Origin of the sequence: Thalassospira sp. A40-3, from assembly GCF_015871485.1 — a bacterium.
Taxonomy (GTDB): domain Bacteria; phylum Pseudomonadota; class Alphaproteobacteria; order Rhodospirillales; family Thalassospiraceae; genus Thalassospira; species Thalassospira tepidiphila.
Genome location: NZ_CP065428.1, coordinates 1,271,326 through 1,286,072 on the forward strand (window position 1 = coordinate 1,271,326; position 14,747 = coordinate 1,286,072).

Annotated in this window: 12 protein-coding genes; 7 read left to right on the forward strand and 5 right to left on the reverse strand. The window is 56.0% G+C overall.

What is annotated here, in order from left to right; translation table 11 throughout:
* Positions 1–339 precede the first annotated feature (339 nt).
* The 4 genes from IT893_RS05670 to IT893_RS05685 all read left to right on the forward strand — a co-directional run bounded on the left by IT893_RS05670 (position 340) and on the right by IT893_RS05685 (position 8,059).
* Positions 340–2,241, forward strand: a complete 1,902-nt coding sequence (locus tag IT893_RS05670) for a sigma-54-dependent Fis family transcriptional regulator (RefSeq protein ID WP_197147141.1) — start codon at positions 340–342, stop codon at positions 2,239–2,241.
* A 93-nt stretch (positions 2,242–2,334) separates the two neighbouring features.
* Complete coding sequence (gene asnB / locus IT893_RS05675) at positions 2,335–4,269, forward strand: asparagine synthase (glutamine-hydrolyzing) (protein ID WP_197147142.1); 1,935 nt, start codon at positions 2,335–2,337, stop codon at positions 4,267–4,269.
* 266 nt (positions 4,270–4,535) lie between these two features.
* Entirely contained in the window at positions 4,536–6,080 is a 1,545-nt protein-coding gene (gene glpD, locus IT893_RS05680) for a glycerol-3-phosphate dehydrogenase (protein ID WP_197147143.1), read from the forward strand.
* Positions 6,081–6,271: 191 nt separating this feature from the next.
* Positions 6,272–8,059: a Na/Pi cotransporter family protein gene (locus tag IT893_RS05685; protein WP_197147144.1), complete on the forward strand. Its 1,788-nt coding sequence runs from the start codon at positions 6,272–6,274 to the stop codon at positions 8,057–8,059.
* A gap of 12 nt (positions 8,060–8,071) precedes the next feature.
* Here the strand turns inward: IT893_RS05685 and IT893_RS05690 are convergent, their stop codons facing one another.
* Positions 8,072–8,524, reverse strand: coding sequence for a GNAT family acetyltransferase (locus IT893_RS05690; protein ID WP_197147145.1), 453 nt, complete (start codon positions 8,522–8,524; stop codon positions 8,072–8,074).
* A 212-nt stretch (positions 8,525–8,736) separates the two neighbouring features.
* Positions 8,737–9,387: a hypothetical protein gene (locus tag IT893_RS05695; protein WP_197147146.1), complete on the reverse strand. Its 651-nt coding sequence runs from the start codon at positions 9,385–9,387 to the stop codon at positions 8,737–8,739.
* Positions 9,388–9,597: 210 nt separating this feature from the next.
* On the opposite strand from IT893_RS05695, the gene IT893_RS05700 reads away from it, so the two are divergent.
* The 3 genes from IT893_RS05700 (at position 9,598) to IT893_RS05710 (ending at position 13,401) form a co-directional block, all read left to right on the forward strand.
* Complete coding sequence (locus IT893_RS05700) at positions 9,598–10,323, forward strand: response regulator (RefSeq protein ID WP_063088408.1); 726 nt, start codon at positions 9,598–9,600, stop codon at positions 10,321–10,323.
* Positions 10,320–11,870: an ATP-binding protein gene (locus tag IT893_RS05705; RefSeq protein ID WP_197147147.1), complete on the forward strand. Its 1,551-nt coding sequence runs from the start codon at positions 10,320–10,322 to the stop codon at positions 11,868–11,870. Before IT893_RS05700 ends, IT893_RS05705 begins: the two co-directional genes overlap by 4 nt.
* A gap of 226 nt (positions 11,871–12,096) precedes the next feature.
* Complete coding sequence (locus IT893_RS05710; RefSeq protein WP_008890478.1) at positions 12,097–13,401, forward strand: adenylate/guanylate cyclase domain-containing protein; 1,305 nt, start codon at positions 12,097–12,099, stop codon at positions 13,399–13,401.
* A gap of 6 nt (positions 13,402–13,407) precedes the next feature.
* Here IT893_RS05710 and IT893_RS05715 read toward each other — a convergent pair whose 3' ends face one another.
* The 3 genes from IT893_RS05715 to IT893_RS05725 form a co-directional block, all read right to left on the reverse strand.
* Complete coding sequence (locus IT893_RS05715) at positions 13,408–14,004, reverse strand: hypothetical protein (protein WP_197147148.1); 597 nt, start codon at positions 14,002–14,004, stop codon at positions 13,408–13,410.
* An 85-nt stretch (positions 14,005–14,089) separates the two neighbouring features.
* A complete protein-coding gene (locus tag IT893_RS05720; RefSeq protein WP_008890480.1) occupies positions 14,090–14,350 on the reverse strand; it encodes a RebB family R body protein in 261 nt (86 codons plus the stop codon).
* Positions 14,351–14,408: 58 nt separating this feature from the next.
* Positions 14,409–14,732: a RebB family R body protein gene (locus IT893_RS05725; RefSeq protein WP_008890481.1), complete on the reverse strand. Its 324-nt coding sequence runs from the start codon at positions 14,730–14,732 to the stop codon at positions 14,409–14,411.
* Positions 14,733–14,747: the final 15 nt, after the last annotated feature.

Below are 14,747 nucleotides of genomic sequence, written 5' to 3' on the forward strand. Positions count from 1 at the left end.
CATTTTTGATTATGACGATCCGTTACCCGCAAAGGTCGTGCCACTTGGCGATTTCGATAGCGGTTTGTCAGAAAGAACCTGTTTTTCAGATGGTTGCGCGTTTCCCGTTGAACCGGGTGTTTTGTGCCATCGGCATGACTGGAACAGAGCGGTTGGCGCAAATTGTTCCAAAAATGGAACACTCACGGTTTTGCCGGATTTGGCGGGCGAAACTGTTTGGCGTGGGGGACGTCAAATGTGTTACGATTTGGCCTGTGATCGGCTGTGGCAAAAGTCACGCACCGGAAAAATCCGGGCCAAAACAATGGCAAAAACACCGACACAAGGGAGATAGCGTCTATGTCAGGAAACATTCCCGGCGGACGGATAGAAGCAGCCCTGCAGCTGAGCGGCGGGGCGCAAAATCGTGCGGTGCTTGAAAGCTGGCAACGGTGTGAACAACGCTTTGGTCTGGCTCATGACACCCTGCGCCGTCCCGAAGTCATATCTGAAAGCCAGACCCGGCAATTGCGTGATCGCAACGGGCGGCTTTATCACCACGCCCATGACCTTGTGCGCACGCTGTATCGCAAGATTGATGCATCCGGCTATGCGGTGTTTCTGACCGATAATAGCGGTGTGATCCTTGATAGTGTTGCGGCCCATTCGCTTTTGCCGTCATTTCGCACCAACGGCCTTTTGCCCGGCGCGGTCTGGAGCGAGGAACGCGAAGGTACCAATGGCATTGGTACCTGCATCGTCGAAGGTCGCCCGATCACCATCCACAAGGACGAACATTTCTTGGCCCAGCATTCGGTTCTGACCTGCACCGCGGCCCCGGTGTTTGATCCCGATGGCAAGGTGTGCTCTGTCCTGGATGTATCGGCTGTGCGCGAAGATATCAAACGCCCCGATTGCCTGCGGGTGCGCGGCATGGTGGCCGATTATGCCGATGCGCTTGAACGTATCCTGTTTTTTGATGAGCGCGCCGGTGATGTGATTGTCCATCTGCATCCTGATGCCCGCCATGTCGGATCAACCCGTGATGCGATGATTTCGATTGCGCCAGATGGCACAATCAGTGGGGCGACATCGACTGCGCGGCGCATTCTGGCGGCGTGTGATAATTCCGCCGATATCGCCGATATGTTCGAGATGGATGTCGATAATCTGCTTGCCAAACTGGCAAGCCCGGATGGGCAGGGACCATCTGCAACCCCGCTTAATATCGCGGGCGGCGGGGTTCTGTTTGGCAGTGTCACCATCCCTGAGCGGATGCGCCGCCGTTATGTCGGGCGCTCAACACCGGTGGCGCGCAAGGCACCAACCCTGCCATCCCGACGCACGACCGACATCCCTGATAAGGACGCCGCCCTTCGGCGTATTTTTGAAATCGGCACGCGGCTTCATGCGCGCGATATCAATGTTCTGATGTCAGGTGAAACCGGCAGCGGCAAGGAATATCTGGCCCGCCATATTCATGATGCCACCCTTGGCAAATCAAAGGCATTTGTTGCGATCAACTGTGCCGCCCTTCCCGAAGGTTTGATTGAAAACGAACTGTTTGGTCATGCCGGTGGTGCCTTTACCGGCGCGGCACGCGATGGTTTTGGCGGCCGCATCCGCGAGGCCAATGGCGGCACGCTGTTTCTCGATGAAATCGGCGATATGCCGCTGGCAGCCCAAGGCCGATTGCTGCGTGTCCTTGAAAGCCGCACGGTCGAGCCGCTTGGCAGCACCAAATCCGTGCCGGTCGATTTCCGCCTGATCTGTGCCAGTAATGTCGACCTGAATGCGGCGGTGGCCGAGGGCAAATTCCGCGAAGACCTGCTTTATCGCATCAAGGGCGCGCGCCTTGCGGTGCCGCCGTTACTCGAACGCAGTGATCTGGCTGATCTGATCAAACGGCTATTGGCGGCGTTGTCGGACGACTATGTCGCATGCAGTGATGATGTTCTCGCACTTTTGACGGCTCACCGTTGGCCGGGCAATGTGCGCGAACTGATCAATGTTTTGCAATATGCCGCGGTCTTTGCCGAAGACGGGGTGATTGAACCCCATCATCTGCCTGATGATTTCGTTGCGATGCAGGATGTTGCACCGCCATCGCCGGGCCAGACCATCGCACGGGCAGAGGCCGATGCCCTGCGCCAGGTCCTTGATGATCAGCAATGGCACATCAGCAACACCGCCAAGGCACTGGGCATTGGGCGCAACACGCTTTATCGCCGGATGGCCCGGCTTGGGATCAATCGACGTTAAAAATCGTCGAATTACCCGGCTTTTGCGAATGTTTTCATTGTAGGGCACACCGTTATTGTTTTAAGTAACGGCAGGGCTTTACAGGATATTTTCATGTGTGGAATTGCCGGTTTATGGCTGTCTGAACAAGCTGATGCAACGCGCTTGTGCGATCGTGTGTCGCGCATGAATGATGCGCTGTATCACCGTGGCCCGGATGGCGGTGATGTCTGGCTTGATGAGCAAGAAGGTATTGCTCTTGGACAGCGCCGCCTTGCCATCATTGATCTTTCCGATGCCGGCAAACAGCCGATGCATTCCGCCAATGGCCGTTATGTCATGGTCTATAATGGCGAAATCTATAACGCCCCGGAACTGCGTGAAAAGCTTGCCTCGGCCAACATCACGTGGCGCGGGCATTCCGATACCGAAGTCATCCTTGAATGCATTGCCCATTGGGGCCTGCGCGATACCATCAAGCGCCTGATTGGCATGTTTGCCATCGCCCTTTGGGACCGGCAGAAAAAGAAGCTGTTCCTTGTCCGTGACCGTCTGGGCATCAAGCCGCTTTACTGGTCGCGCTATGACGGCCATATCGGTTTTGCCTCCGAGGTCAAGGGACTGCTGGCAGGCGATGCCATCTCGCGCGAGGTCAATCAGACCGGCCTTGATGCCTATTTGCGCTTTGGTTATGTGCCATCGGGGCTTTCGATTTATGCCCATGCCAAGATGCTCAAACCCGGCCATATTCTTGAAATTTCATCGCATGATCAGGCGACCGAAAATGCCTATTGGTCGGTCGAGGATGCGGTCCTGAACGGTCAGACGCATGCCTGGAGCGGCGATGATCAAAGTGCGATTGACGCGCTTGAAGATTTGCTGCGCGACGCGGTGCAACGCCGTATGGTGGCCGATGTGCCGTTGGGCGCGTTCCTGTCGGGTGGAATTGATTCATCGACCGTCGTTGCCCTGATGCAGTCGGTTTCAGACCGGCCAGTCAAAACATTCTCGGTCGGGTTCGAGGACGAGGCCTTTAACGAGGCCGCCTTTGCCGGTGAAGTCGCCAAGCACCTCAAGACCGACCATACCGAGCTTTATGTCACGCCAAAGGATGCGCTTGATCTGGTGCCGAAGCTTTCGGAAACCTATGACGAGCCGTTCTTTGATAGCTCCGCCATTCCGACCTATCTGATTTCGGCCCTAACCCGCAAACACGTTACCGTGGCCCTTTCGGGCGATGGCGGCGATGAGACTTTTGGCGGCTATAACCGCTATTTGTGGGCCAAGCAGCTCAGTCGCGCGGCTGGCAGCATTCCATTTGGCAGTGGGCTTGTTTCGCGCGGGCTGACCATGCTTTCGCCTGATCATTGGGACAAGCTTATCGGGCTGATGCCGGGCAAAAAATCGACCAGTGCGATTGGCGATAAAATTCACAAGGCGGCACCGCTTCTGGCGATCCGTGATGATATTGATCGTTATCATGCGCTGATTTCGCTGTTTGATCCGGACAAGTTGCGCGGCAAGCATGCATCGAGCAAGAAATTCCGCGTGCCGGGCGAGAAGTTCTGTCGCAACCGTCATCTTGATTATGTGTCCTCCATGCAGGCCATGGATACGATGATGTATATGGTCGATGATGTTCTGACCAAGGTGGACCGGGCATCGATGGCCAATTCGCTTGAAGTGCGCGTGCCGTTCATTGATCACCGCGTGATCGAGTTTGGCTGGCGTTTGCCCGCCCGGCTCAAGATGAATGGATCGGTTGGCAAATATGCCCTGCGCCAGATCCTGTATAAATATGTGCCGCGCGAAATGATTGACCGGCCGAAAACCGGCTTTGGCGTGCCGCTGGCCCAATGGCTGCGCGGGCCGCTTCATGAATGGATGGGCGACCATCTGGCCAATGAAGCGCTTTATACCGACTTCGGTCTGGATCGTCGCCAGATCGAAAAGCTCCGGTCCGAACATATGTCGGGCAAGCGCAATTGGGGCCATCAGCTTTGGACGATTGCCATGCTTTCTGATTGGCAGAAACGCTGGCTGGCCTGATTTAGTCTTACATCTTGGCCTTACATCTTGCGTGTTACGCATTCTTTGAGCCCCGTCTGAACCTCAGGCGGGGTTTTTCATTTTCGTTCACGAATGAACGTTTCCTTTCCTGTGGTTGTTTCGGGTTTATCAGGCATAACTGAAGCATGTGCGTGCAAGTGACTCATGGCTGTGTCGAATAAATGTCACAATTCGAAACTTGAAAATTTTCGAAAATGAACTATTTTGAAGCTTAACGAGTTTCCCTTCTGTGATGAGAGGCCCCGATGGCTGGCACTTCAAACTATGACCTGATCATTATTGGCGGCGGCATTAACGGTGCCGGGATCGCGCGCGATGCGGCGGGCCGGGGCCTTAAAGTGTTGCTGTGTGAAAAGGATGATCTGGCAAGTGCCACCTCGTCGGCCAGTACCAAGCTGATCCATGGCGGGTTGCGCTATCTGGAGCATTACGAGTTCCGTCTGGTGCGCGAAGCGCTGACCGAACGTGAAGTATTGCTGGATAATGCGCCGCATATCATCTGGCCGCTTCGTTTCGTGCTGCCACATCGCAAGGATCTGCGTCCGGCCTGGATGATCCGTCTTGGCCTGTTCCTGTATGATCATCTTGGTGGGCGTAAAAAGCTTCCGGCGTCCGAGGGCATTTCATTTGCCAAGCACGTATCGGGTGCATCGCTGCGTGACGAGATGACCAAGGGCTTTGTCTATTCCGATTGCTGGGTCGATGATGCGCGGCTTGTTGTCCTCAATGCGATGGATGCCAAGGACATGGGGGCCGAGATTTTGACCCGTACCGAATGTGTCGGGGCAAACCGCGCAGGCGATGGTTGGAATGTGACGCTGCGCGATCAGGAAGCCGGCGAAAACCGTACGGTATCAGGGCGCATGTTGATCAATGCCGCCGGTCCGTGGTGTGCTGATCTGATCAATCCGGAAAACGGTGTGGTCAAATCCGACACCAAGGCCAATATCCGTCTGGTCAAGGGCAGCCACATTGTCGTGCCCAAGATGTTTGACCATGATTTCTGCTATATCTTCCAGAACGGTGATGGCCGCATTGTCTTTGCCATTCCCTATCAGGATGACTTCACCCTGATCGGTACCACCGATGTCGATTTCAAGGGCGACCCGGCCAAGGTCAAGATTGATCAGGACGAAATTGATTACCTGTGCAAGCTTGCCAGCGGCTATTTCAAAAAGCCGATCGCATCTGATGATGTCATCTGGACCTATTCCGGCGTGCGCCCGCTTTATGCCGGGGAGGGCGCGGAAGCAAACGCGTCCAAGGTGTCGCGTGACTACACCCTTAAACTGGAAGCCAACGGTGATCAGGCGCCGGCGCTGCATGTGTTTGGTGGCAAAATCACCACCTATCGCAAGCTTGCCGAACACGCGCTTCAGATCATTTCAAAGGAACTGGGCACCAAGGACACCCCGTGGACAGCAAATGCCGTGCTGCCGGGTGGGGATTTCCCCAATGCGTCCTATGAGGCGGCCTTTTCCGATTATGCCGCACGCTATGACTGGATGGATGCGGTGATGCTCAAACGTCTGCTGCGCGCTTATGGCACGCGGATCGACCAGATTGTTGGCGATGCCAAAACTGTTGGTGATCTTGGCAAATGTTACGGTCATGACCTGTACGAGGCCGAAGTCCGCTATTTGATCGAAAACGAATGGGTGCGTGATCTTGATGACCTGATCTGGCGTCGTTCCAAGCTTGGTCTGCGGTTGTCTGGTGATCAGGTTGCGGTCCTGCGCGAACGTCTGGCACAGGAAAAACCAGATCATAAATCGGTTGCCGCCGAATAAGCCATTGATCGCCTGCGAGCTGTCTGGCCTGATCGTCGGCTCGTTGGCCGGGCGCGGCAATGGGCTAGGCTCGGCTGGTGGAATGTCTGCCACCTCACAGTTTGGCAAGGGGCTAAACATCCGATTGGGTTTAGTCCCCAAACTGCGCTATGGTCGGTTTGTTTTCAACCGATTACCTCGACCGGTGCCCAATGCCACCCATCCTGAAATCCATCCTTGCAAGCACGCTCTTGCTCCTTGTGACCAACTCGGCTGCATGGGCGGCGGACGACGCGCCTTCGCTTGATACCTGGTCGATGGCCATCGGTTTGGTTGGCGGGTTGGCCCTGTTTTTATACGGGATGGATCACCTTGCCGGCGCGCTTAAAACCCTTGCCGGGGCAAGGCTACGCCGCGTTTTGTCTGGCATGACGCGCAATCGCATTTGGGCGGCAGTTTCGGGTGCGGTCATTACCGGGTTGGTACAATCTTCAAGTGTTACGACCGTGCTGGTGGTCGGGTTTGTATCGGCCGGACTGATGCCGTTTGCGCAATCGATTGCCGTGATCATGGGCGCCAATGTCGGCAGTACCCTGACCGCGCAAATCATCGCCTTTCGGATTGATGCCATTGCGCCGCTTGTCATCGCGATTGGCTTTGCCATGACAATGTTGGCCGATCGCAAGCGGTTTACGCTGATCGGCAAGGCAGTGCTGGGCATGGGGATGCTGTTCTTTGGCATGGGCATGATGAGTGATGCCATGGAACCGCTTCGGACCTATGGCCCGTTCATCGATGTGATGGGCCAGATGCGCAATCCGTTTCTCGCCATGCTGGTTGCGGCGGCGTTCACTGCGCTGGTGCAATCAAGTGCGGCGACCATGGGGATTGTCATTGTTCTGGCCGGGCAGGGGTTGGTGCCGCTTGATAGCGGGATCGCGCTTATTTTCGGGGCCAATATCGGTACCTGTGTTACGGCCCTGTTGGTGACGATTGGCAAGAACCGCGATGCGTTCCGAACCGCCCTTGGCCATATCCTGTTTAATGTGGTCGGGGTTTTGATCTGGCTGCCATTTATTGATCATCTGGTGACGCTTGTGGAGTTCATCACCACCGGGCGCACCGCCGAAACCGTCGATATTGCACGTGAAATTGCCAACGCGCACACCATTTTCAACGTCGCCAACGTCATCCTGATGATCGGCTTTGTCCCCGCAATAGCACGCCTGATTGAAAAGCTGGTCCCGGCCGAAATCGATACCGAACCGCGCCTCAGCCCGGAGCCGAAATACGTCATCCACGAACTGACCATAGCCCCGGCAGCAGCCCTTAGTTTGTTGCGTAATGAAGTCATGCATATGGGCGATGTGGTGATTGATGTCGTGCGCCGTGGGCGTGAAAACCTGCGCAACCCGACACGCCCGAAGCTTAAAAAGCTTGGCGAATTGGATGACGGGGTCGATAGCCTGCAAGACGCGATTGCGCTGTTTGCGGCGAAACTGCCGCGTGCGGAACTGCTGGCAGCTGACCTCAACCGCATGCAGAACGAGCTTGCGGTCAGCAACCATCTTGAAGCTGTTGGCGATCTGATCAGCGAGGAAATGGTCAAGCTGGTCGGCGAGTGGCTTGATATTCGCCACATGCCGTCAGACGAAAACCGCCAGAAAATGGCAGAGCTTTACGAGATCGCCGAAGATTGCCTGAAACAGGCGATGACCGCCTTTTCCGCCGAGGATCTGGAGGCCGCCAATCGTGTGCTGGGCCGCAAGGCGGAGTTCACCACCAAGCTTGATACGACCCTTCGCAAGGTCAGCGATGAAATCGGCCCGCGCGATCTTGATATTCGCCGGTATCGGATTGAGGTCGCAATGGTCGAACGTATCAACCGCCTGTATGAGCGCGCACGCCGGATTGCCCATGCGACAATCGCGATTAAAAATCAGCAGGAACCAGCGCCGACCGAACAGAACGCGGCATCGACCATTGCCGATGCCATGTAATGTTCTGGTGCCTTAACGGTCGGCAGGCGGGGTGTTGATGTCTTTTTGCATCACGGTGACGTCGCAGGCGCGATAGCCAAGATGGCGATAGAAATCCTGCGTCGCATGGTTATCTGCACGCACCATCAATTGCATGCGCCAGACACCCTGATCGCGCAGCCAGTTTTCCCCGACTTCCATCAGGCGGCGACCCAGTCCTGATTTCTGCAAACTTGGTGTGACGGCCATATAATAGACCCAGCCACGGTGCCCATCATGACCCGCCATGATGGAGCCGATAATGTTATCGCTGTTATCTTCCCAAACGAAAAGGGTGGCTTCGCTGCTTTCAAGCGCGAAGCGCACATCCCATTCCGGCGGATTATACGGGCGGTAAAGCCCGGTTTCCTGCCAAAGGGCTGTCAGTGCGGGGATATCATCAAGGGTCGCGGTTCTGGGGGCGGGTTTTGGGGCGTTGGTCGTCATGGTGCTTCTTTCATGGGGCGCGTTGCAGAAGCGCGTAACAATGCTTGGATTACGCAAAGCCGTCAAACCCAATTGCATGACAAGTCGATGAAGTTAAACGCCAAAACGCAAAACGCCCCCAAGGGGAGCCTTGGGGGCGCAGGCGGGTCCGGGGTATCGGTTGGGATGGGGGAAGTCCCCGGACCGGGGAAGGTCAGGTTTTGACGGAATTATCAGATGATCGGGCGACCGGTCACGCTGCTCAGTTCCATTTCGCGGACAATGTCGCCGGCCTGATTGGTGACGGTGGCGGTATAAGTACCGCGCGGGGTTTCGGTGATGTCGCCCAGTTTAAGCTCACCATTGCCAAACCGGATCACCATCGCATTGGCCAAAAGCATCATCTGATCGGCGGTGAATTTGCGATCAAAACGTGCGGCCTTGTCTTTGTTCGGTTTGCCGATCAGTTTGCGCAGGTCATGATGGGTGCCGCGATCCATGCGGCCGGTTTTTTCATCAAATTTCAAAACCTCGACCACATCGCCACTGGCATTGAGCAAGACAACATCAATCTTGCCAGCCTGTTCGGACACCTTGGCATCACCGGTCTTGAGGTTGGATTCACCCATCTTCAAAAGCATCGCATCAACCAGCGTGCGGGCTTCATCGGTGGTCAATGGCACGGCGCGTGCGCGGACTTCGCCATGGAACATGCCGCCTTTGCCGTGTTTGCCATGTTCGCCGTATTCACCGTGTTCACCGCGCATATATTCGCCTTTATGTTCGCGTTCGCCAGGCGATGCATATGTCGCTGCAAACGGGGTTGCGATCATGGTGGTGGCAATCAGGGCCGCAGCAAGTTTAAGGGTGGTTTTGCGTTTCATCGGGGACCTCATCAGGTTTGTGGGGGATCAATGTGTTGAAGCCCGTTATCGCCTATGATTGTCGCGAAATGATCCCGGCGAACGGGCAAAATGGTCGCAAGCTTTGCCAAAAGGCCGTTTTGCGACAATCTGATACAAATTGCCGTTTCTGCCGGAACTGACGACGCGTTAGGTTAGGCTTCACAGACGATTTTGATTTCAGGACCGCATATGAGCGACCAGCCCCACATTCTTGTTGTCGATGACCATCGTGATATCCGTGACCTTTTGGGGCGGTATCTGCGTCAACATGAATATCGTGTGACACTGGCATCTGACGGGCGCGAGTTGCGCAAGCTGATGGCGGATAACATCGCACCCGACCTGATCGTGCTCGATCTGATGATGCCGGGCGAAGACGGGCTGAGTTTGTGTCGCTGGCTGCGTGAAAACTATGATGTGCCAGTCGTGATGCTGACAGCCCTTGGCGAGGAAACCGATCGCATCATCGGTCTTGAGATGGGCGCGGATGATTATCTGGCCAAGCCGTTTAATCCGCGCGAATTGCTGGCCCGGATCAAGGCCGTGATGCGGCGTGCGCAAAGTCTTCCGGTCGGGCGCAAGGGGCCGCTTCCGGGCGGGCAGGTGCATTTTGACCGTTGGGTGCTGGATCGTACCCGCCATGAATTGCGCGATGCCAATGATGTGGTCGTGCCACTCAGTGCCGGGGAATATGGCCTGCTTTGTGCCTTTGTCGAACATCCCAACATGGTGCTTAACCGCGATCAGTTGCTTGATCTAACCCGTGGGCGCGAAGCCGTGCCGTTTGATCGCAGCATCGATAATCAGGTCAGCCGCCTGCGCAAGAAAATTGAACATGATGCCAAGAACCCGACCCTGATCAAGACCGTCTGGGGCGGGGGATACATGTTCACCTGCGAGGTGACCGAAAAATGACCAAGCGCCGCCTGATCAAACGCCTTTGGCCGCAAAGTCTGACCGCGCAGCTTGTCTGTCTGCTGTTGGGCGCAATCATCCTGACCCACATCGTCCTTGGTGTCATGCTGGCCGAAGAACGCCGGGATGCGGTGGCGTCTGAGCGGCGCGGTTATGCCCTGTCACGGGTGGCGGCAATTTCGCGCATTCTGACAACAACCCCGCGTGATAACTGGGCCGATGTGTTGCGCGTGGCGCAATCACCGCAAAACCGCCTGCGGCTGGTGCCGGAAAGTGATGTGGTTTCCGGTGACGGATTTACCTCGGACACGCTGAGCCAGCGTTTGAACGAGGCACTGGACCTTGAAACCGGGGTTCCGGCGCGGGTTGAAATCCTGTCCGAGGATGAATGCTGGACGGAACGTAAAACACTCCGGCGTGAAAAGGATGCGTTTCTGGAACGTGACCGTATGGAGCGATCCGGCCACGACGATGATCATCATGATCGCGATGATGACCGTGATGATGATCGCCGAGCCCCTTGGTCGTTGCGCTACCTTGACCGGTTTGATTGCGATACCTCGCCGGTGATGCGCCTTGTTGTGCCGATCAGGATCCTTGGTCCGGACGGGGAGCCAACCGGCACAGCGCCCGATGTCTGGCTGGAAGCCATGATTGGCGGGGTCGTCTCGCCGCCGTGGTTTGTGTTCGACAATCTTTTGCGTGTTCTGGCGTCCGGGCTTGTCATTGCCGTGATTGCCTTTTTCCTGGCGCGCCGAATTTCCCGGTCGTGGGACGTTTTGACAAAGGCAGCCGATCGTGTCGGGCGCGGGGATTATCCCGAACCGGTGCCTGAAACCGGTCCGATTGAAATCAGACGCGCCACAAGGGCCTTTAACCGGATGACTGCCCGCCTCAAACGCTTTGTCGAGGATCGCACAAGGATGCTGGCCGCCATTTCGCATGATCTGCGTACGCCAATTACGTCGCTGCGCCTGCGCGCCGAATTTGTCGATGATCCGGAAAACCGTGCGCGCATCATCGAAACCCTTGATGAAATGGAACAGATGGTCGAAGCGGCAATGACCTTTGCCCGCGAAGAAACCGCGAATGAGGAAACCCGCAAGATCGATCTGACTGCCCTTGTTGAATCCGCGGTCGAGGATCTGGCAGAAACCGGACGCCCAATCAGATATATTGGCGAGGTCGATACCCGGGTTTATCCGTGCCGGCCGCTTTCGATCAAGCGCGCCTTTGGCAATCTGGTGTCCAATGCCCTTAACTTCGGCGATACGGTCGAGGTCGCGGTGCGCGATGCCGATGATGGCGGCCTGTGGATCGAAATTGCCGATGACGGGCCGGGGATACCGGTCGAACAGCGCGAACAGGTGTTTGAGCCATTCTTCAGGATTGAAGCGTCACGCAATCGTGATACTGGCGGTATTGGTCTTGGGATGGCAATCGCACGCACCGCCGTCCGGGCGCATGGTGGCGAAATATACCTTGAAGACTCCCAGAAAGGCGGGCTTCTGGCGCGTATTTACCTGCCGCCGGCACAGCCGCAATAACGTTGAATTCAGTCGTTTTGAGACTGCGTAATTCCGGTGCCGGCAAAGTGCGACAGTTTTTTGACAGATAGCCCTTGCGCTTTAAGTGACCAATAGTCATTTGTTTGCCGGAAAATAACTGTTTCCAAATCAATAATTGCTAAATTGCATTGCTGTTCTATTTAGGGTCTGGATTTGAACCAACGGCAGTGCGACAATCAAGCAGACGAACGGACGGAGCGTGCCCATGACCAATAACCAGTCTTCATCCGGCGTGGTAACCCCGCTTCCCGGAACCAATAACGCGCAAGCCGCGCGTGGATTTGTGCGCTCTGTTAACGACTGGCTGATGGAATGTGCGCTTGATGATACCGACATCAGCGAACTTTTGTCTGGCATGGCCAGTCGTCTGGTCGCATCGGGAATCCCGATTGATCGCGTCATGGTCGCGTTCAAGACCCTGCACCCGCTGTATGAAGGTGTTTCCTATATCTGGACCAAGGAAAACGGCCAGGTTGTGCGTACCACCCACATGGGCGATGATGAAAAGGACCGCGATTGGGCTGAAAGCCCGATGAAATGGATGCTTGATAGCGATGTCAGCTTCATGCGCCGTCATCTTATTGGCCCCAGTGCGGTTGTCGACTTCCCGATCCTTGAAACTTTCCGCCGCCAACGGGGCACAGACTATTACGCCCTGATGACCCCGTTCGTGACCGATAGCGACAGCACGCTCAATAGCAACCGCATCTTCATGACCTATCTGACGCGGCGTCCCAGTGGCTTCTCGGACGAGGATCTGGCGATCCTGTCAGGTATTCAGCGCCGCTTTGCCGTGTCGTGCAAAATGCGCATCAACCATGAAGAAACCCGCACCATTCTGGAAACCTATCTTGGCACCGACGCCGGGCAACGTGTCCGCAATGGTCAGATCAAGCTGGGCGACAGTACCAAAACCCGTGCAGTGATCTGGTTTTCGGATATGCGCAACTCGACCTCGGTTGCGACCCATGTCGGTGATGATGCGTTCCTGGGCGAAATGAATGATTTCTTTGGTGCAACAGCCGGTGCCGTGCTTAAGCACGGTGGGCAGGTTTTGCGCTATATCGGGGATGCGACGCTTGCGATTTTCCCGATTGATGAAGACGAAACCAATCTTGAAACCGCCTGTTACGCAGCACTTTATGCCGCGGCCGAGGCCCAGTTGAACATCGATGCGCTGAATGCGCGGCGCGAAGAAGTCGGAAAACTGCCATTCGATTACGGCCTTGGCATGCATGTCGGGGAAGTGATTTACGGCAATGTCGGCGTTTCGGAGCGTGTTGATTTTACCGTGGTCGGGCAGGCGGCAAACGAAGCAGCCCGCATCGAACAACTTACCAAGCAACTTGGTCGGCGTGTTCTGGTCAGTTCGACCGTGGCCCGGTTCATTTCCTGCCCGACAGAGGAAATGGGCGCCTATGAGCTTCAGGGGACGGGTGTCAGTCTTAAACTGTTTGCCCCGGATTTCTCGGAGACCTGCCACCGTATCGAGCTGATGCGCAGCGCCTGAGCCTGATCAGGCGAGGCTGTCAAAATCCTTCACCACCGAACTGGCTGACGTGCCGACCTTGGAGAAGGTTGTCTGGGCGTCACTGACGGCATCGGTCGCAGCCTTGATGATCTTGGAATAAGGGTCGACTTCCTTGGTAGCCAGCATCTGTTGCATGGCGACGCCGGTGGTGGCGGATGCCATCGACATGATATTGCGCAGATAATCCGTCGAATCCTGCACCGCATAGGCGGCGGCCTGCGCAACCTTTTGATAGGCCACACCATTGGCACCGGGGATCGCACCGTTCAGAACCGCATGGTTGGTCGTGCCGACAGCCTGCACGATCTGCGGGTTCAATGCCGTGCTGAGCGGCGGGGTGCCCGGCGGATTGTCCGGGGCTGCAGGATCAGACGGCGATGCCGGTTTGTTTGCATCATCCTTGTCATCGGCCTTCTTATCGCCTTTTGCGTCGCCACCATCTTTCGCGTCTTTGGTGTCTGCGGCGTTTTTGTCGCCGTCACCATCCTTGTCGGCGGGGGACGCGGCTTTGTCCGGCTCATTGCCCTGATCTTTGTTTTCAGCTTTCGGATCTTCGTTCTGTTTTGCGTCGTCGTCTGCCATCGAAAACCTCATATGCAACGGGTCAAAAGACCGGTTTGATTATCTCTGTCGGGACGGGTCAGGAGCCATAAAATCTGCGGGCGCGTTATTCGCCGCTTTTGCCGCCGCCCATGCCACCGCCAGTACTTTCCAGGATCATACGGCAGGCGCTTGATGTGACGGCGTTGCCGATCTGCTGCAGGCCGCCTTGGGTCTGCATGGCGTTTTGCATCGACAAACTGATGGAATGTGCCATCGTCTGATACACAAGCCCCATGGCATGTGCCGGTGCTTCGCCCAGAACCTTGACGTTGTTCTGGGTCACTGCATCGGTGATTTGTGAGTTTACAGGGGTGTTGTCTGCCATTTCACGCCCTCATGTTTTGACCGTATTTGGTCCGGGCAGGACCAGACGGATCATGTGCCTAGCGGCGGGTTGCTGCCAAAATTACGAGTAGTGTCAAAAGCGCATCGCTGTTGTCAGACCGGCCGAGTTTGGCTGTTGCCTGCGCACCCGCCATGGTGTTGACGGAATAAAGCTGCATCACGCCCTGATTGGTGGCGGCTTGCGAACACATCGATGCCTGTTGCTGTGCCTGAACAGCGTTCTGGAACAGGATCGATGTTGAATGGGCCGCACTTTGGTAAATCGCACCCATCGCATTCGCAGGCGCGGAACCAAGAACACTGACCGCACTCTGGGTCACAGAGTCTGTAATCTGACCATTCACCGGGGTTGGAATTGCCATGTTATCCTCCGAAAA

Bases quoted from the DNA above. Each gene is read 5' to 3' on its own strand.
- IT893_RS05670 (WP_197147141.1), top strand. From the start codon at position 340: ATGTCAGGAAACATTCCCGGCGGACGGATAGAAGCAGCCCTGCAGCTG.
- asnB (WP_197147142.1), top strand. From the start codon at position 2,335: ATGTGTGGAATTGCCGGTTTATGGCTGTCTGAACAAGCTGATGCAACG.
- glpD (WP_197147143.1), top strand. From the start codon at position 4,536: ATGGCTGGCACTTCAAACTATGACCTGATCATTATTGGCGGCGGCATT.
- IT893_RS05685 (WP_197147144.1), top strand. From the start codon at position 6,272: ATGCCACCCATCCTGAAATCCATCCTTGCAAGCACGCTCTTGCTCCTT.
- IT893_RS05690 (WP_197147145.1), bottom strand. From the start codon at position 8,524: ATGACGACCAACGCCCCAAAACCCGCCCCCAGAACCGCGACCCTTGAT.
- IT893_RS05695 (WP_197147146.1), bottom strand. From the start codon at position 9,387: ATGAAACGCAAAACCACCCTTAAACTTGCTGCGGCCCTGATTGCCACC.
- IT893_RS05700 (WP_063088408.1), top strand. From the start codon at position 9,598: ATGAGCGACCAGCCCCACATTCTTGTTGTCGATGACCATCGTGATATC.
- IT893_RS05705 (WP_197147147.1), top strand. From the start codon at position 10,320: ATGACCAAGCGCCGCCTGATCAAACGCCTTTGGCCGCAAAGTCTGACC.
- IT893_RS05710 (WP_008890478.1), top strand. From the start codon at position 12,097: ATGACCAATAACCAGTCTTCATCCGGCGTGGTAACCCCGCTTCCCGGA.
- IT893_RS05715 (WP_197147148.1), bottom strand. From the start codon at position 14,004: ATGGCAGACGACGACGCAAAACAGAACGAAGATCCGAAAGCTGAAAAC.
- IT893_RS05720 (WP_008890480.1), bottom strand. From the start codon at position 14,350: ATGGCAGACAACACCCCTGTAAACTCACAAATCACCGATGCAGTGACC.
- IT893_RS05725 (WP_008890481.1), bottom strand. From the start codon at position 14,732: ATGGCAATTCCAACCCCGGTGAATGGTCAGATTACAGACTCTGTGACC.